Origin of the sequence: Leucobacter sp. USCH14 (assembly GCF_037619215.1) — a bacterium.
In the GTDB taxonomy this organism is placed as follows: Bacteria; Actinomycetota; Actinomycetes; order Actinomycetales; family Microbacteriaceae; genus Leucobacter.
This window is the reverse complement of the sequence record NZ_JAQPZP010000017.1, coordinates 14,221-36,748: the sequence shown is the minus strand read 5'-3', so window position 1 is coordinate 36,748 and position 22,528 is coordinate 14,221. Positions and strand designations below refer to the sequence as shown.

Genomic DNA, 22,528 nt, shown 5'->3' with positions numbered 1-22,528 from the left:
AGGCATACCGGGAATGGCTCGAAACAAGCGCCCCTTCGAGTTGACAACAATAGGAGCATCATTCACGGACGCACCCCACATGCAAGAACCCCCGAGCTCCGTTGACTTCTCAACGAACCTCGGGGGTTCTCAGTGCTGTTCGACTGGCGGAGACGGGGGGATTTGAACCCCCGGTCGAGTTAACCCCGACCCTTCATTAGCAGTGAAGTCCATTCGGCCGCTCTGGCACGTCTCCATACACGAACAACGTCATCCACTCTACCCGAACGAACGGGCACGGTGGAAATCCGTCAGGCTCAGTACACCGTGCGCCCCGCTGAGCAGACCGACTTGTTGGCCTGCACGCCGGTCACGTTCTCTGGGAGCTCGGTCTCAGCGGCAGGATCGGGCGTTGCCGGGTCCTCAGCGGCCGGGTCTGGCGCAGGTTCGCTGGTCGGCGTCTCCTCGGGAGCGGTCGTCTCCTCCGGCGCGGGAGTTTCCTCGGGAGCGGGAGTCTCGGCACCCGCTTCGGGAGCGGGGGTCTCCTCGCCCTCAACTTCAACGCCTTCGCCCACCGCTTCCACGCCGAACGGCTTCCCGCTCTTGATCAGCTCGAAGAGCGCATCCCCGCTGGCGTAATCGGGGGTCAGACGCCCCGACTGGTACGGGTGATCGAACGAGGGGTACTGCACGAAGTTGATGTTCTCGAGATCGATGTCTTTCACCGTGTTCGCGACCTGCTGCATGAACTGCACGCTGGCCATGTTCTTCGACATGGTCATGTTCTCGACTGCCGCTTTCGCGAGCGCGTAGACCTTCGACGGGTCCGAAAGCGTGTCGGCGCTCTTCATCTTCTGCACGAGCGCCGACATGAAGACCTGCTGGTTGCTGATGCGGCTGGTGTCGCCGCCGTTGCCCACACCGTGACGGGTGCGGAGGAACTGCAACGCTTCGAGGCCGACGAGCGTGTTCTCACCGGCGGGCAGATCCAGGTCGGTGTGCTCATCGACGATGGGCTGCGCCAGGCAGACCTCGACGCCGCCGATGGCGTTCGAGACGCCGATGACCCCGTCGAAGGTGATCAGGGCGGCATTCGGGATCTCCATGCCGGTGAGCTCGGAGATGGTCTCCGCGACGCAGGGCAGGCCGCCGTTCGCGAGCGTCGAGTTCAGCTGCTGCTCGCTCATCGCCGAGTAGTAGTCGGGCTCGCCGTTCGGCCCGGGGCAGCTCGGAATCGCGAGCATGAGGTCGCGGGGGAAGCTGACGACCGTGGCGTTCTTATGATCCGCCGAGACGTGCAGCATCATCGTGACGTCGTTGAGTTCGCCCTCCTCACCGTCGTCGATCTCCTGCCCCGCACGCGAATCGGACCCGACGAGGAGCACCGTGAGCGCTCCGTCGATCGTGGTGTCCCCGAGACCCACGGCGGTCGACTCGTTGCCGAGCTCGACGGTGTCGATGTCGCTCACCAAGCCCCAGACGGCGTAGGAGACGGTGGCCACTCCGCTCAGCACCACGACGATTGCGGTGGTGAGCAGAACGCGGAGCGCGTTCCCCCATGCGCTCGAACGACGGAGCTTGCCATGTCGCACGAACGAGTGGCGTTCGAGTGCTCCAGCAGGTTTCTGTGTCATTCAGCTTCCCAGAATCGCGCGGGCAGCGCTGATCGCGCCCGACATAACGATTCAATGTACATGGTGGTACTGGATGTGTCCTTGGAGATCCTGGCAGCAGGATCAGCGCGCCCGCGATCAGCGGTGCTGTTGGAATCGCAGTCAACAGCACCGCCGATCGCGTTCACTCACGGCTTCCCGGCATTCAGCTCCGACGCAGGCGCTTCGCTGAGAACAGCAGCGCTCCTCCGACCAGCACCGCGAGTGCTGCCGTCGCCAGCTGCGCCGCACTCTCGCTCGCTCCCGTCACCGCGAGCATGGGCTGCTGCTGCACGACCCGCTCCACGACCGCGGTTCCGCTCGGGGCCGGAGCCGTCGGCACGGGAGCGACCGGCATCGGCGGCAGGGCGTGAGACGGATCTACCGGAACGGCCGGCGGCGCGGGAGGCGCCGGAGGCACCGGGGGCACCGGGGGCTCAGGAGGCGTGTTCGGCGTCGGCGTCTCGCATCCTTGCACGACCACCGATTCCGAGGCGACCACCGTGTCGCCCGCGAGCAGCGTCACCGTGTACGTTGCGAGCCCGCTGAGCGGGAGGACGTAGCTGCCGTTGCCATCCACTGCGACGGTCGCTTCTCCGGCCGATCCGCCGCTGATCCGCAGCATATACGCCGCGTCGACGACCGTCTCGTCGGCCGTTGCAACCGCTTCCGGAGCCGAGAATCCGCTGACGGTCACGGTCACCGTCCCGGGAATCTCCGCATCGACCGGGAGGCACGGAATGCCCGGCACGTCGAGCGTCGGCTTGTCGCCCCCGCTCGGATCAGGGCAGAGCGCCACGGTGAAGCTCGCCGTGTCGGCGACCTCGCCACCCGCCGCAATCGATACGGAGTAGGTGCCGACTCCGTTCACGGGCACGGAGTAGGTGCCGTTCCCGGTGACCTGCACCGTCGCGCTCCCGCTCTCGCCGCCGGTGACGGTGAGCGTCCACATCCCCGATTCGGTGAGGCCGCTGACGGTGACGGCGACGCTCTCGGGCAGTGGAGCGTCACCTGGGATGCAGGCGAGCGGATCGATCGAGAGCACGGGCGAACCCGGTTCGGGATCCGGATCGGGACCCGCCGGCTGGCACCCGTTGTTCCAGATCGCCTGGCCGGCGGCGTCCCAGTTCTGACCGCCGAACGACTTCTCCTCGCCGTGATCGTTGTAGGTGAAGGGAGGAATGATGTCGCGGCTGCCCTGGTGCCCGATGTGTCCGCTGGCCGAGCCATTGGCGTTCACCGTGATCTGCACGTACGGGTTCTTCTCCGAGTTCGTCGCGTGGCACAGCGTGACCTTGTTGTGCGGGTTCTCGCTGCCCTTCCCCTTCTCAGCGCCTGCTTCGGCGACTCGCGCTTCGCCGGGTTCGAAGGCCTGATCGGTTGCAGGATCGGGCGTCGGCTCCGTCGGGTCGACCGGCTCGGGCGCGGCGGCGGGTGCTTCCACCGCCTCCATCGGAGGTTCAGCCGCCGAAGGCTCGGCGGCGACAGGCGGCTCGACCACAGGCGGCTCGACCACCGGAGGCTCAACCGCGGGAGGTTCGACCGCAGGCGGCTCGACCACAGGTGGCTCGGCGGCGACCGGTTCTGCAACCGGCGGCTCCACGGTCGCCGGGGGCTCCGGCGAAGTCGCAGCCCCCGCTTCCGGCGCCGAAACGTCGGAGGCGCTCGTCGCGACGACGCTCGACTCTTCCGCCGCAGCGGCTCCGATGCCGGTTCCGAGCGTCAGCGCGGCGGCGCCGATCAGTGCGATCGCCACGCGACTGCGCTGCCATCGGGGTGCGGCACCAGTGCCGTCGCCCCGGTTCGATGTATGCATGATCCTTCTCGCTTCTCAGGTGCGCACGGCACGTGAGAACCCCCCAGGCCGCACATCTTCGGTCAACCTGATCGCAGGCTACGCGCGGCGCGACGGCGGCGGATCCGGGAGAATTACGTACTTCGCGAGGACGCCGTCGAGGCGCGATTGCGGGCGACCCACTCGCGCATCTCGTCGCGGTTCTCGACGCCGATCTTGGCGAAGGCGTGCGAGAGATGCGTCTCGACGGTGCGCGACGAGATGGTGAGGCGTTCGGCGATGAAGCGGCTGGAGTACCCGAGCGCTGCGAGCAGCACGATCTCACGCTCCCGGGGTGTCAGGTCGGCAGCGGGCGGCACCGGAAGCCAGATGCCGAGATCGGCGAGCAGGCGGATCTCCGGTTCCTCGTCCTCCGCCGCCGGAGCTCCGGCGCCGCGGCCCGAGGGGGTCGTGCTCGCCATCCGCAGCAGGTGCGCGACGAGTGCTTCGCCGAGCGGTCCGTCGACCTGCGATGCGAGATGCTGCGCTGCCGAGAGGTCGTCAGCGGTGATGCTGCGCGTTTCGAAGGCGTGCGCGTGCCGCGCGAGCAGTTCGATGTAGGGCAGGCGTTCCCGCGACGCCCATCGAGCGATCTCGGCGGCTTCGACCGCAGCTCGCGGTTCTCGCAACCACTGCCGGGCGCGCAGCGCGAGCACGCGTCGATGCCCGCCGACGGCCATCGACACTCCGCGCTGCGGCGATTCGGACGCCCCGAGGGCGCGCACGGCGGCATCCCGTTCTCCGAGCACCGCCAGGGCGAGGGCGAGGGCGGAGTGCACGAGCGGCCCGAGCGAGTACGGGTCGCTGGAGCTCAGGCGATCCGCCAGCCGTTCGCCGCTCGCCACCGCCTCCATCCACCGGCCCTCCTGCACGGCGAGCAGCACCGCCCCGACCTCGACCAGCCCCGAGTAGTGCGCCTCCGCGTGCGAATCCGCCGATGCCTCTTCGGCGAGCCCCTCGAACACGCGTCGCGCGCTCTCCCGGCTCCCGCTCACCCAGTAGCCGAGCAAGGTGCAGAAGCCCTGTATGTCGACCAGATCGCTTCGGGAGCGGGGCCCGAGCCGGCTCAGCGCTCGCGCGTGCTCGGCGCTCGCCACCGCGTGCTCGAACTCGCCCTGCTGCTCGAGGATGAGGGCGGCCATGGCCCGGCCCGACGATCTGGCCCACTCGATGCCGAGATCCGCCGAGACGTCGAGCGGCGGGCACGCCTCCGCCGCGTCCCGGAGCCGGCCGGTGTAGGCGAGCACGTGCACGCGGGTGCTGCCGACCATCGCCCGCGCCGCCTCGACGCCGGTGCGCGCCTCGAGCTCGTCGAGTTCGTGCAGAGCCGCATCGACATCGCCGCCGTCTCTCACGCGCTCCCGCACAACGGTGGTGACGAGCCCCACCTCCAGCGTCGGCGGCATCGCGCCGCGCAGCCCGGAATCGGCGAGGAGCTCAGCGATGCGCTCGAGCGCACCCCGCCGCGCCGGCTCGTCGCCGAGCAGGCGCCCGATGCGCACCGCCCGCAACGCAGCACTTCCGGCCTGCCGCCCGTCGGCGTCGGGATGCTCTGCGATGACGCGCGCGAGACGCAGTACGAGGCGGGGGTAGCCGCCCTGGGCGACCGCCTCGAACGCCCGCCACACCCATGGGAATGCGACGTGCCGCCCCGCAGCCGTGCCGAACACCACGAGACGGACGAGCCGTTCGGAATCGGATGCGGGGTCGGCCGCCCCGTGATCCTCGATCAGCAGTTGGAAGATCCGGTCGTCGAGCTCGATGCGCCGCACCGGCGACATGCCCGCGCGCACCGACGCGGCGAGCAGCGGATGTCCCAGTGTGAGAGACGGAGCGCCCGCGCGCGCGTGCGAGACGACGAGGCCGCGTTCGAACAGCGCGGTGAGCACGCCGGCGTCGATGCTCCGGAGCAGTACGGTCTCGATGATCGGCTCCGCCTGCGCGACGAACTCGAGCGCCTGCCACTCGCGCTCGCCGCACGAGTCCGCGAGCAACCGCGCGTATTCGCCGGTCACGATGTCATCCCGGCGCGTCGCCCACGCCGTGCCGCGGCTGCGACGCAGGTCACCGGCCCGGTCGGCGGCGAGCGCGAGCACTGCGAGTGCGTACCCGTTGCCGCCCGCTGCCGCGTGCCACCGACGCAACGTATCGGGGTCGATACGATCGACGCCGAGCATGGAGCAGAGAAATGCTCCGCTCTCCTCGACGTCGAGCGGCCCGATGGTGAGGCGCTGCACCTGGGGGCCGCTGCCGATTCGGTCGATCGCGCTCGAGAGCTGGCGCGCCGTCGCGATGATGCGAACGGTGCGGGTGCGGGCGAGCTCGGTGAGCACGCGCAGATCCTGCGGCGAGTACTCATCGACGTCCGAGGCGACGAGGATCACGGACCCGTTCGGATCCCCTCCTCCGATGGTCGCTCGAACGTGTTCGGCCCGCGCGCGTTCCGTCGCCTCCCCCGATGCCGGCTCGGCCGCATGCAGCGCCGCATCGACCGGGAACACCGAGGGGATGACGCTGGCCGGGCGCGCGGGCCGCGGCAGCACGTGCACCGAGACCATGCCGGGATGCTCGTCCGCGAGCGTCAGCGCAGCCTGCTCCGCCAGGTACCCCTTGCCGTTCCCGGCATCGCCGAGCAGCACCGTGACCGAGCCCTCGGCGCGCGCGGCCTCGACGACATCGCCGAGCCTGCGACGCGGAACCGCGATCCGCTCTCCGCCCGCTCCCGTCTGCGTTCCGCGCGCCGCCATGACGCTCCCTTCGGGCCCCCGAAAGCCTCGCGGGCCTTGCCCAGATTGTGACTGGGCGGGCCGAGATGCGCAAGCACCCGGCGCTAGGCTGATATCCATGCGCATCGCCACCTGGAACGTCAATTCGATCCGCACTCGTTTCGGCCGCGTGGTCGATTGGCTCGTTCGCGAAGACATCGACGTGCTGGCGATGCAGGAGATCAAGTGCAAGCCCGAGCAGTTCCCGATCGCCGCGTTCGAGCAGGCCGGGTACTCGGTCGAGATCCACGGTCTCAATCAGTGGAACGGCGTCGCGATCGCCAGCCGCCACGAGATGACCGACGTCGCGCGGAGCTTCGCGGGAATGCCGGGGTTCGGAAAGCCCGTGAAGGGTCAGGAGGCCGTGCAGGGCATCGGCCCGAACGATCTGCCGCTCGAGGCGCGCGCGCTCGGCGTCACCGTCGGCGACCTCCGCCTGTGGAGCCTCTACGTGCCCAACGGCCGCTCGCTCGACGACCCGCATTTCGCCTACAAGCTGGCGTGGCTCGAGGCGCTGCGCGAAGACACCCGCGCCTGGCTCGGCGAGAACCCCGACCTGCCCCTCGCCCTCATGGGAGATTGGAACATCGCACCCCAGGAGGGCGACATGGCGGATCCGTCGTTCCGGCCGGGGGCCTCCACGCACATCTCGCCCGAGGAGCGCTCGATGTTCGCCTCGTTCGAGACGCTCGTCACCGACGTCGTGCGCCCGATCGTGCCCGAGGGGTTCACATTCTGGGATTACCAGGCGGGCAAGTTCCCGAAGAATCAGGGGATGCGCATCGACTTCATTATGGGGTCGCCGGCATTCGCCGACGCGGTCACGGGCGCCTCCATCGAGCGCGAGGAGCGCAAGGGCGACGCCCCGAGCGATCACGTTCCGGTCGTGTGCGACATCGATGTCGACCTGCTCGGCGGCACGTTCGACGACGACGATGACCGCCCGATGGTGTTCTGACGCTCTCGATACCTCCGTCGCTCCCGACGTAGACTGGCGGGTATGGCTGAAACCTTGCGTGTCGCATCCGTCAACGTCAACGGCATCCGGGCCGCATTCCGGAAGGGCATGGGCGAGTGGCTCGACGCGCGGGGCGTCGACGTGCTCGCTCTGCAGGAGGTGCGCGCCGATGACGCGCACCTGACCGAACTGCTCGGAGACGAGTGGCACTTCATCCACGACCCTTGCCAGATCAAGGGGCGCGCGGGCGTCGCGATCGCCAGCCGCGTGCCCGCAGCCGCGCACCGCGTCGGTCTCGGCGCCCTCGAGGCGCAGGAGCAGATCCAATCCTCCGGCCGCTGGCTCGAAGCCGACTTCGATCTCGGCGGCACTCCGCTCACGGTCGTCAGCAACTACACGCACTCGGGCGAGGTGGAGACCCCGCGCCAGGAGGCGAAGTGGGCCTTTCTCGACGCGATGGGGCAGCGCATGCACGAGCTCGCGGCTGAGCGCGAGCTCGTCGCGATCGTCGGCGACTTCAACGTCGGGCACCGCGAACTCGACATCAAGAACTGGAAGGGCAACGTGAAGCGCGCCGGCTTCCTCCCCCGCGAGCGCGCCTACTTCGACCGCTTCTTCGGCGCCGCGGGCGAGCCGGTCGTAGGCGTCGACGGCACCGAGGGCGCGGGCTACGGCTGGGTCGACGTGGGGCGCCGCTTCCACGGCGAGGTCGACGGCCCCTACACCTGGTGGTCCAACCGCGGGCAGGCGTTCGACAACGACACGGGGTGGCGCATCGACTACCAGGTCGTCACCCCCGCCCTCGCCGAGCGCGTCGAGTCGTACACCGTCGACCGCGCCGCGTCGTACGACGCACGGTGGTCGGATCACGCCGCGGTCGTCGTCGACTACCGCATCTGACGCTCGGCACGGTCGGCGTCGGCGATCCGGCCCGCACCCGTGCCAATTCCCGAACACGCATCGCAGCACCTCCCGCAAGGAACACCCATGAGTGAACACCCCAAGCCCGTCCTCTTCTCCGGCATGCAGCCCTCGAGCGATTCGCTGCAGCTCGGCAACTACATCGGCGCGCTCAGCCAGTGGACGCAGATGCAGGAGGACTTCGACGCCTTCTTCTGCGTGGTGAACCTGCACGCCATCACCGTTCCTCAGGACCCGGCCGAATTGATCGCCCGCACCCGCCGCACCGCGGCCCAATACATCGCCGCCGGCATCGATCCCGAGAAGTCGACGCTGTTCGTCCAGTCGCAGGTGCCGGCCCACGCCGAACTCGCGTGGGTGCTCAACACCGTCACCGGCTTCGGCGAGGCCAGTCGCATGACGCAGTTCAAGGACAAGTCGCAGAAGAACGGCACCGACGCGGCGTCGGTCGGGCTGTTCACCTACCCGATCCTGATGGCGGCCGACATTCTGCTCTACCAGGCGGAGAGCGTGCCCGTGGGCGAGGATCAGCGCCAGCACGTCGAGCTCACCCGCGACCTCGCGAATCGCTTCAACTCGCGCTTCGGCGAGACGTTCGTCGTGCCCGAGGCGCAGATCCCGAAGGGCACCGCGAAGATCTACGACCTGCAGGAGCCGACCGCGAAGATGTCGAAGTCCGCCGAGTCGGAGGCGGGCCTCATCAAGGTGCTCGACCCGGCGAACGTCACCAAGAAGAAGATCATGCGGGCGGTGACCGATGCCGACGGCGAGATCCGGTTCGACCGCGAGGCGAAGCCGGGCGTCGCGAACCTGCTGACGATCTACTCGGTGCTGAGCGGCCGGTCGATCTCGTCGATCGAGCAGGAGTACTCGGGTCGCGGCTACGGCGACCTGAAGAAGGGGCTCGTCGAGGTCGTCGAGGAGAGCCTGGCGCCCGTCCGCACCCGCACGGAAGAGCTGCTGGCGGATCCGGCGGAGCTCGACCGGCTGCTCGGTCGTGCCGCGGAACGCGCGAACGAGGTGGCGAACCGCACGCTCGACCTCGTCTACGAGCGCATCGGGCTCATCCGCTAGCCGCGGCGCGCGTCGGTCCTTAGACTGAGCGCATGACGGCCCCCGAGGCACCGGCGCGCACCGACGAGCGCTCTGCGCGTCGTCGCTCGCGCATCGTCCGCGTGCTGCGGGTGACGCGGAGGGTGCCGTTCACGGCGGCGTTCCTCGGCGCCGTTCTCGCTGTCGGGATCGTCAGCGGGACGCTCTGGCAACCCGCCGCCGACCAGCCCTGGTACCCGCAGATCGCCACCGGCATTCCCTCATTCACCGACGGCCGGTGGTGGACGTTGCTGACGTCGCCGTTCTTCGTCGATCGCCCCTCCGTCTATCTCTCTCTGCTCCCCCTCGTCGCCGGCGGCCTCGGCTGGGCGGAGTGGCGATTCGGGTCGCTGCGCACCGTGGCGCTCGCCCTCGGCGGTCACATCGTCGGAGTGCTCGGAGCCGCAGGGATCCTGGTGCTCGTGTCGCAGACGGGTTGGCCGTGGGCCGTACGGCTCACCGAAGCGCTCGACGTCGGCCCATCGTGCGCGGCGTTCACGGCCCTCGTCTTCGCGATCGCCACCCTGCCCGCTCCGTGGCGTCTGAGAGCGCGCATCGCGATCGGGCTCTGGGTGGGCATCTCCGTGCTGTACCTCGGCGAGCTCTACGACCTCGAGCACGCCGTCGCGATGACCGTCGGGCTCATCGCGAGCGGGTGGCTTCCCGCCTTCCGGCATCCCGCAGGGCGGCCCACGCAGCGCGAGTGGCGCCTCATCGCCCTCGCCGGGTTGATCGCCGTCGGCGTGATCCAGGTCTTCGATCTCATCGTCCCGTTCAACGGTCCGCTGGGTGAGAATCACCCCACGGCGTCGCTGATCGACGTGGCCATCGACCTCATCGTGATCGCGCTCATCGCGAACGGCATCAGGTCCGGGTATCGCGTGGCCTGGATCGGCGCCCTCGTCGTCGGCGCCTTCAACCTCGCGACCGCCGCGCTCGGCTTCGCGCTCCTCCCCGCCCTCGTCGATGCGGGCACCGTGGAATCGCCGCGTCAGGTCTTCGCCCTCCTGCTCGCTCCGGCGATCCTCTGGGCGGCGATCATCGTCCTCCTCGTCGTGGGCCGCGGAGCATTCCGCGTGCGGCTGCGGCAGTCCCGGCGCGCGCTCGGCGCCGAACCGGTGACGCGCGACGAGCTCGTCGGTCGGCTCGAGCGCTACGGCGGAGGCACGATCTCGTGGATGGCGACGTGGGAGGCCAACCAGAGGATCTCGAGCGGCGAGGGCGCCATCGCGTACCAGGCGCATGCCGGCGTCGCCATCATGCTGGGCGACCCGATCGTGCCGGAGGGCGAGCACGGCACCGCGCTCGAGAGGTTCGCGAACGCGACTCAGCAGGCCGGGCTCGTTCCGTGCGTCTTTTCGGCGGGCGGGGTCTCGGCTGCGGCGAAGCCCGCGGGCTGGCGCTCGGTCGTCGTCGCGGAGGACACGATCGTCGACCTCCCCGGGCTCGCGTTCACCGGCAAAGCCTGGGGTGCTGTGCGCACCGCGATCAACCGCGCCGGCCGAGAGGAGATCTCGTTCCGCATGGTACGGCTCGCCGAAGAGCCGTGGAACGTGCTCGCGCAGGTGCGCGCGATCTCGGAGCAGTGGGCGGGGGACAAGGGACTGCCCGAGATGCGGTTCACGCTGGGCACGGTCGAGGAGGCGCTGGATCCGGCAGTGCACGTCGGCCTCGCAGTCGACGCGGGCGGCAACCTGCACGGGGTCACCTCGTGGCTGCCCGTGTACGGGCCCGCCGCGGTCGAGGACGACGGCTCCGGTGGTGAGGGCGCTCGGGCGGAGCCGCGCATCATCGGGTGGACGCTGGATCTCATGCGCCGTCGGGACGGCGGGTTCGGCCCGGTCATGGAGTTCCTCATCGCCTCCTCCGCACTGCATTTCTCGCAGTCCGGATACGAGTTCGTGTCGCTGTCGGGAGCTCCGCTCGTGCGGTCGGACGACGCTCAGGCCGGTCCCGTCGATCAGGTACTCGCTCGACTCGGCGCTCTCATCGAGCCCCTGTACGGGTTCGCGTCCCTGCACCGCTTCAAGCAGAAGTTCAATCCCCGCTCCGAGTCGCTGCATCTGCTGTACCGCGACGAGGGCGACCTGCCGCGCATCGGGATCGCGCTGACTCGTGCCTACCTGCCGGATGCATCGATGCGCGATCTCATGGCCTCCGCCACCGCCACCCGCTCACCTCGCTGACCCCGGGCGCCGGCGTGCCCTCGTCTCGACGTGTTGCGCCCCCGGCGAAATCGTGACGGGCGGATGCGCGCGCTCCGCGTATGAGGACTACGATGATGATCGTGTTCCGGGGTCGGTGTGATTCCGAACCGGCGGTCAGAGTCCGCGAGCGTCGCACCAGCGATGCTGAACCGGTGGAATTCCGGTACCGACGGTGATGGACGCCTCGCGCGTTCGAGTCCGGATGAGAGGAACGCGCGAGTCACGGACGTCCGTGGACCCTTGCGCACCCGGCACGGACTGAACGGTGGACCGGGGATGCTCGAGCAGAGCCTCATCGAGGACGGGATGCGGCGCGGCCTCGCGATCGCGCGCCGCGGCCCCTCGCATACCCCGAACCCGCAGGTCGGGTGCGTACTGCTCGACCCCGAGGGTCGCGTCGTCGCCGAGGGCTGGCACCGCGGTGCGGGCACGCCTCACGCGGAGGTCGAGGCCCTGGGCCACCTGCTCGCCGAATGGCACGACCGAGCAGCTGAACTCACAGCGGTGGTCACCCTCGAGCCGTGCAACCACACGGGTCGCACCGGCCCGTGCGCCGCAGCGCTCATCGCCGCCGGTGTGGGCGCCGTCGCCTACGCCCTCTCCGACCCCGGCCAGGAGTCGTCGGGCGGCGCCGACACATTGCGCGCCGCCGGCGTCGAGGTGCGCGGCGGAGTGCTCGACGGTGAGGCACGAGCGCTCCTCGCCCCCTGGCTCGAGAAGCAGGCGGGCGCAGTGCCGGCGCGCACCGGCGATCCTCTTCCCCGGCCTTCGCGGCCGCGCGTGATCGTCAAGTGGGCTCAGACCCTCGACGGCCGCGCAGCTGCGACCGACGGCTCGAGTCAGTGGATCACCGGCGAGGGAGCACGGGCCGACGTGCACCGACGGCGCGCGAGGGCCGACGCGATCCTCGTCGGAACCGGCACTCTGCTCGCCGACGACCCCGCACTCACCGCCCGCGATGCCGCCGGGGGTCTGCTCGTGCCGCCGAAGGAGCAGCCGCTCCCGGTGGTGGTGGGGCGGCGGGAGATTCCGGCGAGCGCTCGCGTTCGCGCGCACCCGGCGCTGGCCGCGCACGGCCTCTCAGAACCGCTCCGTTTCACGGGCGCCGATCTCGCAGCCGACCTTGCGTCGCTCGCCGAGCACGGCGTGCGGAGCGTCTTCGTCGAGGGAGGCCCGACGGTGGCGAGCGCCCTGATCGCCGCGGGGCTCGCCGATGACGTGCTCGTGTACGTCGCACCCGCGCTGCTCGGGGGCCCGCGGCTCGCCATCGGGGATCTCGGCATCCCCGACATCTCCGGCATTCTGCGCCTGAGCGAGACGCGCATCGAACGCCTCGGCGACGATCTGCTCGTGATCGCGTCGCTCGACCGCGCCTCGTCGGCCCTCGGCCCCGTTACGGAAGGATCCTGATGTTCACTGGACTCATCGAAGAAGTCGGCGAGGTCGTGTCGGTCGAACCCGTCGACGACTCCCTCCGCCTCGTCATCGCGGGGCCGACCGTCACGAGCGACGCGGACCACGGGGCGTCGATCGCCGTTTCGGGAGTGTGCCTCACCGTAATCGATCGCGCTGTCGCCGCCGACGGTCGCGCCACCTTCACCGCCGACGTCATGGCGCAGACGATCGCGATGTCGACGATCGGCGATGCCGCTCCCGGCACCCGGGTGAACCTCGAGCGGGCGGTGCGCGTCGACACGCGCCTCGGCGGCCACATCGTGCAGGGGCACGTCGACGGAACCGCGACCCTCGTATCCGTCACCCCGCACGAGGCCTGGCGCGTGCTGCGATTCTCGCTCGATCGGCAGCTCGCGCCGCTCCTGGTCGACAAGGGCTCCGTCACCCTCTCCGGGGTGTCGCTCACCGTCTCCGCGATCTCGCCCGAATCCGAGGCCGATCAATGGTTCGAGGTCTCGCTCATCCCCGAGACGCTCGTCGCGACGACGCTGGGCGACCTGACCCCCGGCGATCGCGTCAACGTCGAAACGGACATCCTCGCCCGACATGTCGCTCGCATGCTGCGCCTCGGTGCTGCCGATGCGAGCAATGCCGGCACCGGCGACGCCGACGCCGACGCCGACGCAACAGCCCACCCGAACGCCGAAGGACACCGCGCATGAGCACCACCATTTCTGCCGCCGAGCTTCCCGAGACCCCGCGCACACCGGGCATCGCCACCATCGAGGAGGCGATCGAGGCGGTCAAGGCCGGTCGTCCGGTGATCGTCGCCGACAACGAGGATCGCGAGAACGAGGGCGACATCATCATCTCGGCGGAACTCGCGAGCCCCGAGTGGATCGCCTGGACGGTGCGCTGGTCGTCGGGTCTGCTGTGCGCCCCCATGACGAACGCGATCGCCGATGAACTCGACCTGCCGATGATGGTGTCGCGCAACGAGGACGTTCGCGGCACGGCGTACACTGTCACGGTCGACGCCGCGCACGGCGTCACCACCGGCATCAGTGCGAGCGACCGCGCCACCACGCTGCGCGCCCTCGCGAACCCGGACGCGCAGCCGACCGACGTGCGCCGGCCCGGGCACGTGCTGCCGCTGCGCGCGGTGGACGGCGGGGTGCGCGCCCGCGACGGGCACACCGAGGCGGGCGTCGAGCTCATGAGGCTCGCCGGCCTCCGCCCCGTCGCAGCGATCGCCGAGATCGTGGCCGAAGACGGCGAGATGATGCGCCTCCCCGAGCTCATCACCCTCGGCGCGCGCGAGGGCGTGCCGGTCATCACCATCGAGCAGCTCATCGCGTACCTCAACACCCACGACCCCGAAGGCGCCCCCGACGTGCAGCCGCAGCGCCGCGGGGTGAGCCTTCGCGCCGACACGCTGCTGCCCACCGAGCACGGCGCTTTCCGTGCGATGGCGTATCGCGATCGCCGCGCGGGCGTCGACCATCTCGCGCTCGTGGCTCCCCTGCCCGACGGGTCGCTCCCATCGGGCGAGGCGCTCGTGCGCGTGCACTCCGAGTGCATCACCGGCGAGGCGTTCGGCTCCCTGAAGTGCGAATGCGGCCCGCAGCTCGACGCGGCACTCGACCGGGTCCAGGAGACCGGCGGCGTCGTCGTCTACCTGCGCGGCCAAGAGGGCCGCGGCATCGGTTTGGCCAACAAGCTGCGCGCATACCAGCTGCAGGAGCAGGGGGTCGACACGCTCGACGCCAACCTGCAGCTCGGTTTCCCGGCAGACGCGCGCGACTACACGGCGGCAGCCGAGATCCTCTCCGACCTCGGCATCGATCGCGTGCGGCTGCTCACGAACAACCCCGAGAAGGTGCAGCAGCTCGAAGCGCACGGCATCACCGTGACCGAGCGCGTACCGCTGCTGGTCGGCGTCACCGAGGAGAATCTCGCGTACCTCGCGGTGAAACGAGACCGCATGGGCCATCAGCTGCCCGAGAACGTTCGCGACAGCCAGTAGGCGCCGCGATCCGGCCCTCGCGCACCGGCCGCGCACGACCCACGCACTGCCCTCCATCCCAACGCATCTCACTCGAAGGAGCACATCATGAGCGGAGCCGGAGCCCCGGATCTCACCGTCGACGCCAGCGGATTGCGCGTCGCCATCATCGCCGGCAGCTGGCACGCCGACATCATGGAGCACCTCATCGCGGGCGCGCAGCAGTCGATCTCAGCTGCCGGGGCCGAGCACGAGACCTTCACCGTCGCGGGCGGGTTCGAGCTGCCGCTCGCCGCGCAGACCGCGCTCGCCCCGCGCGAGACCGGTGGCGGGGGGTACGACGCGGCGGTCTGCCTCGGCATCGTGATTCGCGGCGGAACTCCGCACTTCGAGTACATCAGTTCGGCAGTGACCGACGGTCTCACGCGCGTGCAGCTCGACGCCGGCAAGCCCATCGGGTTCGGTGTGCTTACCACCGACACCGAGCAGCAGGCGCTCGACCGCTCCGGGCGCCCGGGCGCCCCGGAGTCGAAGGGCCGCGAGGCCGCCGAGGCCGCGCTGCACCTCGCGGTAGCCCTCCGCCGCATCTCGGCGTAGTCCCGCGCGATCTCCCGTTTTTGCCGAGCGGGGTCACTTCTCGTGCGTGTCGGAACAGCAACACCCACGGAAAGTGACCCCGCTCCGCCACAGTTCGAGCGGGGTCACTTTCGGAGTGTGTTGCGGCCCGCAGGAGCTCCGACACACTCCCGAAGTGACCTCGCTGCCGATGGGGCGGGGTACGGGCGGGGCAGTGGTGCGCGGGCGACGGCGTAGGCTGGGCGGGTGAGCGGCCCAGCAGCATCAGCAGAACACTCGACCTCGGACGGCGCCGGATCAGCCGGCCGCCCGCGCACCGCGCCCCGCGGGCCGCGCGCCTCGCTGCGACAGCTGATTCCGTACCTCTTCGAGCAGCGCGGGCTGCTGGTCGTCGCCCTCGCGCTCGGTCTGGTCGCCGCGCTCGCGTCGCTCGTGCAGCCCCCGCTGCTCGGCCAGATCATCACCCGCGTGCAAGAGGGTCTGCCGCTCGCGGGGCTGCTCGGCGCGCTCTCCGCGATCGTCGTCGTCGGCGCGGTGCTGAGCGGACTGCAGCATTACGTGCTGCAGCGCATGGGCGAGGGCGTCGTGCTGACGAGCCGCAAGCGTCTCATCGCCAAGATTCTCCACCTGCCGATCTCGCAGTTCGACCGCCGACGCACAGGTGACCTCGTGTCGCGCGTTGGCAGCGACACGACACTGCTGCGCGCAGTACTGACGCAGGGCCTCGTCGAGGCGGCGAGCGGGCTGCTCATCTTCGTCGGCGCGCTCATCGGCATGCTCGTGATCGATCCCGCCCTGTTCGCGATCACCTTCGGCGTGATCGTGGTCGCCCTCGTGGTGGTCGTCGCCGTGTCCTCCCGCATCCGGCCGGCTGTCGCCCGCGCGCAGGAGAAGGTCGGCGACCTCGCCGCGCAGGTCGACCGCTCCATCTCATCGATCCGAACGATCCGAGCGGCGGGCGCAGCCGAGCGCGAGCAGGCGGCGACCGAGCGCGACGCGACCGAGGCCTACCGGCTCGGCATCAAGGTCGCCCGAATCTCCGCATTCATCGTTCCGGTCTCGTTCCTCGCGCTGCAGCTCTCGTTCCTCATCGTGCTCGGTCTCGGCGGCTACCGCGTCGCAACCGGCGCGATCACCATCGCTCAGCTCGTCACCTTCATCATCTTCCTCTTCTTGATGGTGACGCCGCTCGGCCAGGCGTTCGGTGCGATCTCCGCCGTCAACCAGGCGCTCGGCGCGCTCGGCCGCATTCAGGAGATCGCGAACCTCGAAACGGAGGCCGAACGCGACGCCGAGCGCTCGCCTCTCGGCCGGCTCGTGCCCCTCGCAGATGCGCGCGACGAGCACGCACCGGCCATCGAGTTGAGCGATGTGCGTTTCACCTATCGATCAGCCGCTCCGGAACGGGCGGATGCCCGCGAGCTCGTGCGCGGCGGTCGCGGCGCACGACGCGATGCGGAGGCGGCGCCCGCCGAGCTCATCGAGACCGAGGTGCTGCGCGGCGTGAGTTTCACGGTGCCACGAGGATCGCGCGTCGCGCTGGTCGGGCCCTCGGGCGCGGGCAAGTCGACGATCCTGGGGCTCATCGAGCGCTTCTACGATCCCGAGACCGGATCGGTCGCGCTGCACGGCGCCGACGTGCGCGCGCTCGACCGCGGGGAGCTCCGCCGCCAGATGGGGTACGTCGAGCAGGATGCCCCCGTTCTCGCGGGCACGCTCCGCGAGAACCTGCTGCTGGCCACTCCCGAGGCGAGCGACGCGGCGTGCGAGCGCGTGCTGCGCGCAGTGAACCTCGGCGCACTTCTCGAGCGCGGGGGCGCTTCGAGGTCGAGCGGTCGGGGTGCCGGTCTCGCGGCAGCGCTCGACATGCCCGTGGGAGAGAACGGCGTGATGCTGTCAGGCGGCGAGAAGCAGCGCCTCGCGATTGCGAGAGCCCTGCTCACGGCGCCGCCGATCCTGCTGCTCGACGAATCGACCGCGAGTCTCGACGGCGTGAACGAACGGCTCATGCGCGAGGCGCTCGACGCCGTGTCGACGGGGCGCACCCTCGTCGTGATCGCGCACCGCCTCTCGACCGTTGTCGATTCCGACAAGATCGTCGTACTCGACGACGGGCGAGTCGTGGGAGAGGGGACGCACGAAGAGCTGATAGCGAGCGCTCCCCTGTACCGGGAGCTCGCGCAGCACCAGCTGCTCGTGCCGGAGGACCGCTGAGGCGCGCGCGTCAGCGCGCACTGCGGTCCGACCCTGGACTCGGATCGCGGAAGAACCGATCGAGGTTCGGGGCGAGCACCCAGCGGAAGGCTCGTTCGACGGGGGCGAGGGCGAGCAGCGAGGCGAGTACGAGGGCTCCCACGATGAGGATCACGACGCCGAGTTCTCCGAGTTCGCCGACCGCATCGATGACGCCGGTCTGCCGCAGCGCCCAGACGATGGGGCCGTGCAGCAGGTAGACCGAGAGCGTGCGCGCACCCCACGCGGTGACGACGAGGCGGCGACGCGGCGTCACCGCCAGTACGGCGAAGGTCATCGTCGCCGCCAGCAGGAGCAGCAGAGCGGTCACGGCCGCGCCGCCGAGCGTCGTTTCGATCCAGTGGTGCGGTGACCAGTCGCCGATCGGAGCATCGGAGAAGCGCCGAGCGTACCCGTCGCGCCACGTCAGCCAGCCGTCGAGCCGCCACCACGACCGCAGCCCGGGAAGTGCGATGAAGACCGCGGCGATCACCGACAGGATCCCCCACGACCACACGCGCACCCATCGCCGTGGGGCGGCGAACCACTCCCCGTCGAGCCACCCATTCGTTCTCGCGAGCCAACCCGCTACGAAGAACGGGAGGAACGTGAGCGTGCGAGCCGCCGAGAACTCGGTGCCGATCACCGGAATCACCCCGCCGAAGAGCGCGATCGCGATCGACACGAGCAACGGGTGCCGCAGCTGAGCCATGTACGGCAGCACGATGCGCATCGTCACGATGGTGACGAGATACCAGAGCGTCCACGACGGCGACACGAGGAAGGACTGGGCGGGCGTCTCGTCGATCGCGGCGAACCCGATCACGACCCAGATGCCCTCCCAGAGCACCCAGAGCACGATGAGCTGCAGCGTCGCCCGCCCGGTCTTGGTCGTGGCGCTCGCCCGCGAGAAGTAGCCGCTGAGCGCGATGAGGGCGGGCATGTGGAACAGATAGATGTACGTGTAGATGCCGTAGGCCAGCGCGGTGTCGTGCCGCACGGTAGAGATCGTGTGGCCGACCACGACCAGCGCGATGAGCGCGAAGCGAGCGTTGTCCCAGAGCGCGACACGGGGAGCGCTCGGATGAGCGTTCGTCGGTGCCGTCGCCGGAGAGCCCATTTCTGTAGCCTAGCGACGTCTCCCGGCGTATTCTGACCGCATGTGCGCGTCATACGGCCTCGGCGGTTCGCTTCCCCTCGATCTCGAACCCCTCAGCGAGCCGGGCAGCGCGGCACTCGTCGACGCCTGGCTGGAGCAGCGCTCCGGCAACGCGAAGATCACGGGCAAGAACGCCCGCAACCTCAACCCGGTGATCACGGCCGACACCACCGGTCAGCGCCACGTGCAGCTCGCCTGGTGGTGGCTCTGGCTCGACGCCAGCGGGCCCGTGAAGTTCTCGGCGTTCAACTCGCGCGACGATCGGTTGCTGCGCTCGTGGAAGCGGCCGTTTCAGCACCGCGCGATCCTGCCCGCGACTTGGTACGTCGAGAAGCAGGGGCGGTTCCGGCTCCCGAACGACGAGGCTTTCGGCATCGCTGCGCTGACATCGACCGTCACACTCGAGGACGGCTCTGAGCTCATCAGCTACTCGATGGTGACCCGAGACGCCGTGGGCGAGGCTGCGGATGTCTGGCCGAGGATGCCCCTCGTGCTGCCTCGCGAGATGCACGCGGAGTGGCTCGACCCCGAGCGCCCGGGCGATGCGGCGCTGGTCTCCGAAGTGCGGCTCGCCTCCGACGAGATCTCTCGCGCGCTGACCGCGGAATAGGTGGAGTAGGTGGAGTAGGTGCGCGATAACGCGCCAGATACTTCGTCACCACGCACGCAAAAGGCCCCCGCCTCTGCGGGGGCCTGATCGAGCCGACTTCGGGATTTGAACCCGAGACCTGTTCTTTACGAGGGAACTGCTCTACCCCTGAGCTAAGTCGGCCGAGTGCGAGATCGCTCTCGCACACGAGAGATCACTTTAGCACGTTCTCGAGGTCGATTCGCACATGTCGGTCACGAGCACTGCGGATCGGCCGGGGGCACCGCCCCTGTGAGCAGGTAGTCGTCGACGACGTCATTGATGCAGGCGCTCTCGCCGTAGGCGGTGTGCCCTTCGCCCTGATAGGTCACGAGCGCACCGCTCTCGAGCTGTCGGGCGAGCGACTCGGCCCAGCGGTACGGGGTCGCAGGGTCTCCGGTCGTTCCGACGACGAGGATCGGATCCGCGCCGCTTCCCGTCACCGGCCCGCGCTCCGCTGCGGGTTGCTCCGGCCACGCGGCGCATGCGAGGTCGCCGTAGCCCTGGAACCGTCCGATCGTCGGTGCGATCTCCTCGAGTTCGGCGGCGTCGGCGCGCATCCGGTCGCGGTCCAGCGTTCCCGCGGGGTAGTCGAGGCAGTTGATCGCCGAGAACGCCTCGGTCGAGTTGCTGCGATAGGTGCCGTTCTCGCGATCGTAGTAGAAGTCGGCGAGGGTGAGCCCGATTTCTGGATCGCCGTCCGCGACGGATGAGAACAGCTCGTCGAGGTAGCCCCAATTGCTCTCTGCGTAGAGCGGCGTGATGATCGCGGTGAGCATCGTCGACGACGTGAAGGCGCGCCCGTCGGCCCCGGTGAGCGGCTCCGCGTCGACGCGGTCGAGCAGCGCGCTGATCTGCGCCATGGCCACGTCCACGGGGCCGCTAAGCGGGCAGTCGTCTCGCGTGAGGCAGTCGGTGGCATAGGCGCGGAGCGCCGCCTCGAAGCCGCGAGTCTGCTCGCGCACGACGTCGGAGAGGCTGGCTCCGGGATCCATCGCACCGTCGAGCACCAGACGGCCGACATTCTCGGGGTAGGCGTCTGCGTACCGGGCGCCGATGTACGTGCCGTACGAATATCCCAGGTAGTTGAGCTTCGGATCGCCGACGATCGCTCGCAGCATGTCGAGATCGCGCACCGTGTCCGCCGTGCTCACATGAGCCAGCAGGTCACCGGTCTGCTCGAGGCACGCCTCGCCGAACTCCCGTTCATGGGCGAGGGACGCCTCCATCCAGGCGTCGCTTCCGACCTCGAGGTCCGCCTCGGCCGGGTCGACGCCGAAGAGGTACTCGTCCATTCCCGCATCATCGAGACACGTGACGGGCGTGGAAGCACCGACTCCGCGAGGATCCCACGCGATGACGTCGTACGCCTCCTGCACCTCGGGTTGCACCGCACCGCCGATGCCGCCCGAGAGGTAGTCGACCCCTGAGGCGCCGGGCCCGCCGGGGTTCATGAAGAGCGTGCCGGCGCGGTCGCCCCCGAGCGCCTTCTGCTTCACGAGGCGCAGCGTGATCGTCTCGCCCGAGGGCTGCTCCCAGTCGAGCGGGGCGTGGACGACGGCGCACTCCAGCTCGTTCTCGCAGGGAACCCACTCGGGTTGCTGCGCAGCGAACCCGTCGACGGTGCCGTCGGGCAGGGGCGGGAGCTCGGGTTCGCGCGAGGTCGCCTGCTGCACGAGGGCGGCGATCGGCGCGCATCCCGTCAGCACGAGCGCCGCAGAAGCCGCGAGCGCGGCCAGACCGAGCATACGGCGGGAGCTCCTCGCTCTCCTCCCCCGCTCGCCGGCTCGGCGCTCGGCGCCGGACAGCAGTGGGCTCATCGCTGCACTCCGTTCTCCCGGCCCCTCAGCAGGAGCGTATCCGCGCTGCTCTGCGTGGCGAACAGCGCCTCGAGCACGAGTCCAGGCGTGATCCCGCGCCCGAGGCGCTCGCGCGCGACCTCCACGGCCGTCACGACGGCGAGCGCGCGCTCCGCTCCCCACCGCTCGGCGAGGTCGGTGATCGAGGCTTCGCGCTCACGGTTGATGAGTGCCGGTTCGCCGTGCAGGGCGGTGAGCAGCACATCGCGGAAGAGCGAAAGCAGATCGGTGAGGATCCGGTCGATGCCGTCTCGCAGGCTCCGCGTCGCCCGACGCTTCTGATCTTCTTCGAGGGCGCGGATCTGACTGCGCATCTGCGGTGGAATCGCCGCGCCGGCCGGCAGGCCGAGGCTGCGGAGCGCCTCCTCGCGCTCCCGCTGGTCGAGCGTCTCGGTCAGCGCGGCGGCGTCGGCCTCCGCCACCTTGACCAGCGCCGCTGCGGCGCGCATGCCGTCGCCGAGCGTCTGCACACCGAGCGCGAGGTCCAGCGTGCGCTCTCGGCGCGCGAGCGCATCGGGGTCGCTCGCGAGGCGCCGCGCCATCCCGATGTGGCTCTGCGCGAGTCGCGCCGCTCGCTCGGCGATCTCCGTGTCCATGCCGTCGCGCTCGTGCAGCAGGCGGGCGATGTCCGCTGCACCCGGTGTGACGAGGCGCAGCGAGCGGGCGCGCGAGCGGATCGTGGGCAGCAGATCTGCCTCGCTCGGCGCGCAGAGGATCCAGATCGTGCGTTCCGGCGGCTCTTCGAGGGCCTTCAGCAGCACGTTGGAGGTGCGTTCGGGCATGCGATCCGCGTCCTCGATCACGATGACCCGGTAGCGCCCCTCGGCCGGCGAGTAGTGAGCCGTGGTGACGATGTCGCGAGCGGCTTTGATGTCGATCAGCAGCTTCTGGGTCGTGAGCACTCCGAGATCGGGGTGCGTGCGGGCGCGCACCTGGGAGTAGACCGCTTCGCGATCCTCACCACGCGCGATCAGCGCCGCGGCGAACCGGAATGCGAGATTCGAGCGCCCGGAGCCCGGAGGACCCGTGATGAGCCAGGCGTGCGAGGGGGTCGCATCGACTGCAGCAGCGGCGTCGAGGATGCGCACCGCGTCCGGCTGACCTACGATCTCCGCCCAGTACTCCACCCCGGAATCGTATCGCGCCGCACCGACACCGAGATGGGTGCGCGACCCCGCCACGGCGCCGGTGCCGCCTCGCGAGACGCACGTTCGGGCTCAGCGGGTGAAAACGCGGGTGAATAGTGCCGTTCGGGCTCCCGCAGCG

Annotated in this window: 16 protein-coding genes, 2 tRNA genes and 1 riboswitch; of the genes, 10 read left to right on the top strand and 8 right to left on the bottom strand. The window is 69.8% G+C overall.

Features of this window, described 5'->3' with window-relative positions:
* Positions 1–144 precede the first annotated feature (144 nt).
* The 4 genes from PQI23_RS13135 to PQI23_RS13120 form a co-directional block, all read right to left on the bottom strand.
* A tRNA-Ser gene (locus PQI23_RS13135) sits at positions 145–235 on the bottom strand.
* Between the two features lie 61 nt (positions 236–296).
* Positions 297–1,613 (bottom strand): LCP family protein, encoded by a 1,317-nt coding sequence (locus tag PQI23_RS13130; RefSeq protein ID WP_339975267.1) that lies wholly within the window; start codon positions 1,611–1,613, stop codon positions 297–299.
* Positions 1,614–1,797: 184 nt separating this feature from the next.
* A complete protein-coding gene (locus PQI23_RS13125) occupies positions 1,798–3,447 on the bottom strand; it encodes a hypothetical protein (protein WP_339975265.1) in 1,650 nt (549 codons plus the stop codon).
* A gap of 113 nt (positions 3,448–3,560) precedes the next feature.
* On the bottom strand, positions 3,561–6,212 hold the full coding sequence (locus tag PQI23_RS13120; protein WP_339975263.1) for a LuxR C-terminal-related transcriptional regulator: 2,652 nt from the start codon (positions 6,210–6,212) through the stop codon (positions 3,561–3,563).
* Positions 6,213–6,309: 97 nt separating this feature from the next.
* Here PQI23_RS13120 and PQI23_RS13115 point away from each other — a divergent pair, with 97 nt between their 5' ends.
* From PQI23_RS13115 to PQI23_RS13075, 9 genes are all read left to right on the top strand, one after another.
* Positions 6,310–7,188 carry an exodeoxyribonuclease III gene (locus PQI23_RS13115; protein ID WP_339975260.1) on the top strand — a complete coding sequence of 293 codons (879 nt, stop codon included), beginning with the start codon at positions 6,310–6,312 and terminating at the stop codon, positions 7,186–7,188.
* A 42-nt stretch (positions 7,189–7,230) separates the two neighbouring features.
* Entirely contained in the window at positions 7,231–8,088 is an 858-nt protein-coding gene (locus PQI23_RS13110; protein ID WP_339975258.1) for an exodeoxyribonuclease III, read from the top strand.
* 87 nt (positions 8,089–8,175) lie between these two features.
* Positions 8,176–9,183 (top strand): tryptophan--tRNA ligase, encoded by a 1,008-nt coding sequence (gene trpS / locus PQI23_RS13105; RefSeq protein ID WP_339975256.1) that lies wholly within the window; start codon positions 8,176–8,178, stop codon positions 9,181–9,183.
* A gap of 32 nt (positions 9,184–9,215) precedes the next feature.
* Positions 9,216–11,387 carry a bifunctional lysylphosphatidylglycerol flippase/synthetase MprF gene (locus tag PQI23_RS13100; protein WP_339975254.1) on the top strand — a complete coding sequence of 724 codons (2,172 nt, stop codon included), beginning with the start codon at positions 9,216–9,218 and terminating at the stop codon, positions 11,385–11,387.
* 98 nt (positions 11,388–11,485) lie between these two features.
* Positions 11,486–11,626: riboswitch (FMN riboswitch) on the top strand.
* A gap of 58 nt (positions 11,627–11,684) precedes the next feature.
* A complete protein-coding gene (gene ribD / locus PQI23_RS13095; protein ID WP_339975252.1) occupies positions 11,685–12,818 on the top strand; it encodes a bifunctional diaminohydroxyphosphoribosylaminopyrimidine deaminase/5-amino-6-(5-phosphoribosylamino)uracil reductase RibD in 1,134 nt (377 codons plus the stop codon).
* On the top strand, positions 12,818–13,525 hold the full coding sequence (locus PQI23_RS13090; protein ID WP_339975250.1) for a riboflavin synthase: 708 nt from the start codon (positions 12,818–12,820) through the stop codon (positions 13,523–13,525). Before ribD ends, PQI23_RS13090 begins: the two co-directional genes overlap by 1 nt.
* Entirely contained in the window at positions 13,522–14,829 is a 1,308-nt protein-coding gene (gene ribA / locus PQI23_RS13085; protein ID WP_339975248.1) for a GTP cyclohydrolase II, read from the top strand. The genes PQI23_RS13090 and ribA overlap by 4 nt, the downstream gene beginning before the upstream one ends.
* A gap of 87 nt (positions 14,830–14,916) precedes the next feature.
* Positions 14,917–15,405, top strand: a complete 489-nt coding sequence (gene ribH, locus PQI23_RS13080; RefSeq protein ID WP_339975246.1) for a 6,7-dimethyl-8-ribityllumazine synthase — start codon at positions 14,917–14,919, stop codon at positions 15,403–15,405.
* Positions 15,406–15,630: 225 nt separating this feature from the next.
* Positions 15,631–17,598, top strand: a complete 1,968-nt coding sequence (locus tag PQI23_RS13075) for an ABC transporter ATP-binding protein (RefSeq protein ID WP_339975244.1) — start codon at positions 15,631–15,633, stop codon at positions 17,596–17,598.
* A gap of 10 nt (positions 17,599–17,608) precedes the next feature.
* Here PQI23_RS13075 and PQI23_RS13070 read toward each other — a convergent pair whose 3' ends face one another.
* A complete protein-coding gene (locus tag PQI23_RS13070) occupies positions 17,609–18,736 on the bottom strand; it encodes an acyltransferase family protein (protein WP_339975242.1) in 1,128 nt (375 codons plus the stop codon).
* 40 nt (positions 18,737–18,776) lie between these two features.
* On the opposite strand from PQI23_RS13070, the gene PQI23_RS13065 reads away from it, so the two are divergent.
* Entirely contained in the window at positions 18,777–19,385 is a 609-nt protein-coding gene (locus PQI23_RS13065; protein WP_339975240.1) for an SOS response-associated peptidase family protein, read from the top strand.
* 90 nt (positions 19,386–19,475) lie between these two features.
* On the opposite strand, the gene PQI23_RS13060 is transcribed toward PQI23_RS13065, so the two are convergent.
* The 3 genes from PQI23_RS13060 to PQI23_RS13050 all read right to left on the bottom strand — a co-directional run bounded on the left by PQI23_RS13060 (position 19,476) and on the right by PQI23_RS13050 (position 22,389).
* Positions 19,476–19,547, bottom strand: a tRNA-Thr gene (locus PQI23_RS13060).
* Between the two features lie 71 nt (positions 19,548–19,618).
* The gene (locus tag PQI23_RS13055) at positions 19,619–21,223 is read right to left on the bottom strand and encodes an alpha/beta hydrolase (protein WP_339975238.1); all 1,605 of its coding nucleotides are present in this window, start codon (positions 21,221–21,223) and stop codon (positions 19,619–19,621) included.
* A complete protein-coding gene (locus PQI23_RS13050; RefSeq protein ID WP_339975236.1) occupies positions 21,220–22,389 on the bottom strand; it encodes a DNA polymerase III subunit delta' in 1,170 nt (389 codons plus the stop codon). The genes PQI23_RS13055 and PQI23_RS13050 overlap by 4 nt, the downstream gene beginning before the upstream one ends.
* Between the last annotated feature and the right edge of the window lie 139 nt (positions 22,390–22,528).

Bases quoted from the DNA above. Each gene is read 5' to 3' on its own strand.
- trpS (WP_339975256.1), top strand. From the start codon at position 8,176: ATGAGTGAACACCCCAAGCCCGTCCTCTTCTCCGGCATGCAGCCCTCG.
- ribA (WP_339975248.1), top strand. From the start codon at position 13,522: ATGAGCACCACCATTTCTGCCGCCGAGCTTCCCGAGACCCCGCGCACA.
- PQI23_RS13055 (WP_339975238.1), bottom strand. From the start codon at position 21,223: ATGAGCCCACTGCTGTCCGGCGCCGAGCGCCGAGCCGGCGAGCGGGGG.
- PQI23_RS13100 (WP_339975254.1), top strand. From the start codon at position 9,216: ATGACGGCCCCCGAGGCACCGGCGCGCACCGACGAGCGCTCTGCGCGT.
- PQI23_RS13110 (WP_339975258.1), top strand. From the start codon at position 7,231: ATGGCTGAAACCTTGCGTGTCGCATCCGTCAACGTCAACGGCATCCGG.
- PQI23_RS13115 (WP_339975260.1), top strand. From the start codon at position 6,310: ATGCGCATCGCCACCTGGAACGTCAATTCGATCCGCACTCGTTTCGGC.
- PQI23_RS13070 (WP_339975242.1), bottom strand. From the start codon at position 18,736: ATGGGCTCTCCGGCGACGGCACCGACGAACGCTCATCCGAGCGCTCCC.
- ribH (WP_339975246.1), top strand. From the start codon at position 14,917: ATGAGCGGAGCCGGAGCCCCGGATCTCACCGTCGACGCCAGCGGATTG.
- PQI23_RS13130 (WP_339975267.1), bottom strand. From the start codon at position 1,613: ATGACACAGAAACCTGCTGGAGCACTCGAACGCCACTCGTTCGTGCGA.
- PQI23_RS13090 (WP_339975250.1), top strand. From the start codon at position 12,818: ATGTTCACTGGACTCATCGAAGAAGTCGGCGAGGTCGTGTCGGTCGAA.
- PQI23_RS13125 (WP_339975265.1), bottom strand. From the start codon at position 3,447: ATGCATACATCGAACCGGGGCGACGGCACTGGTGCCGCACCCCGATGG.
- PQI23_RS13120 (WP_339975263.1), bottom strand. From the start codon at position 6,212: ATGGCGGCGCGCGGAACGCAGACGGGAGCGGGCGGAGAGCGGATCGCG.
- ribD (WP_339975252.1), top strand. From the start codon at position 11,685: ATGCTCGAGCAGAGCCTCATCGAGGACGGGATGCGGCGCGGCCTCGCG.
- PQI23_RS13065 (WP_339975240.1), top strand. From the start codon at position 18,777: ATGTGCGCGTCATACGGCCTCGGCGGTTCGCTTCCCCTCGATCTCGAA.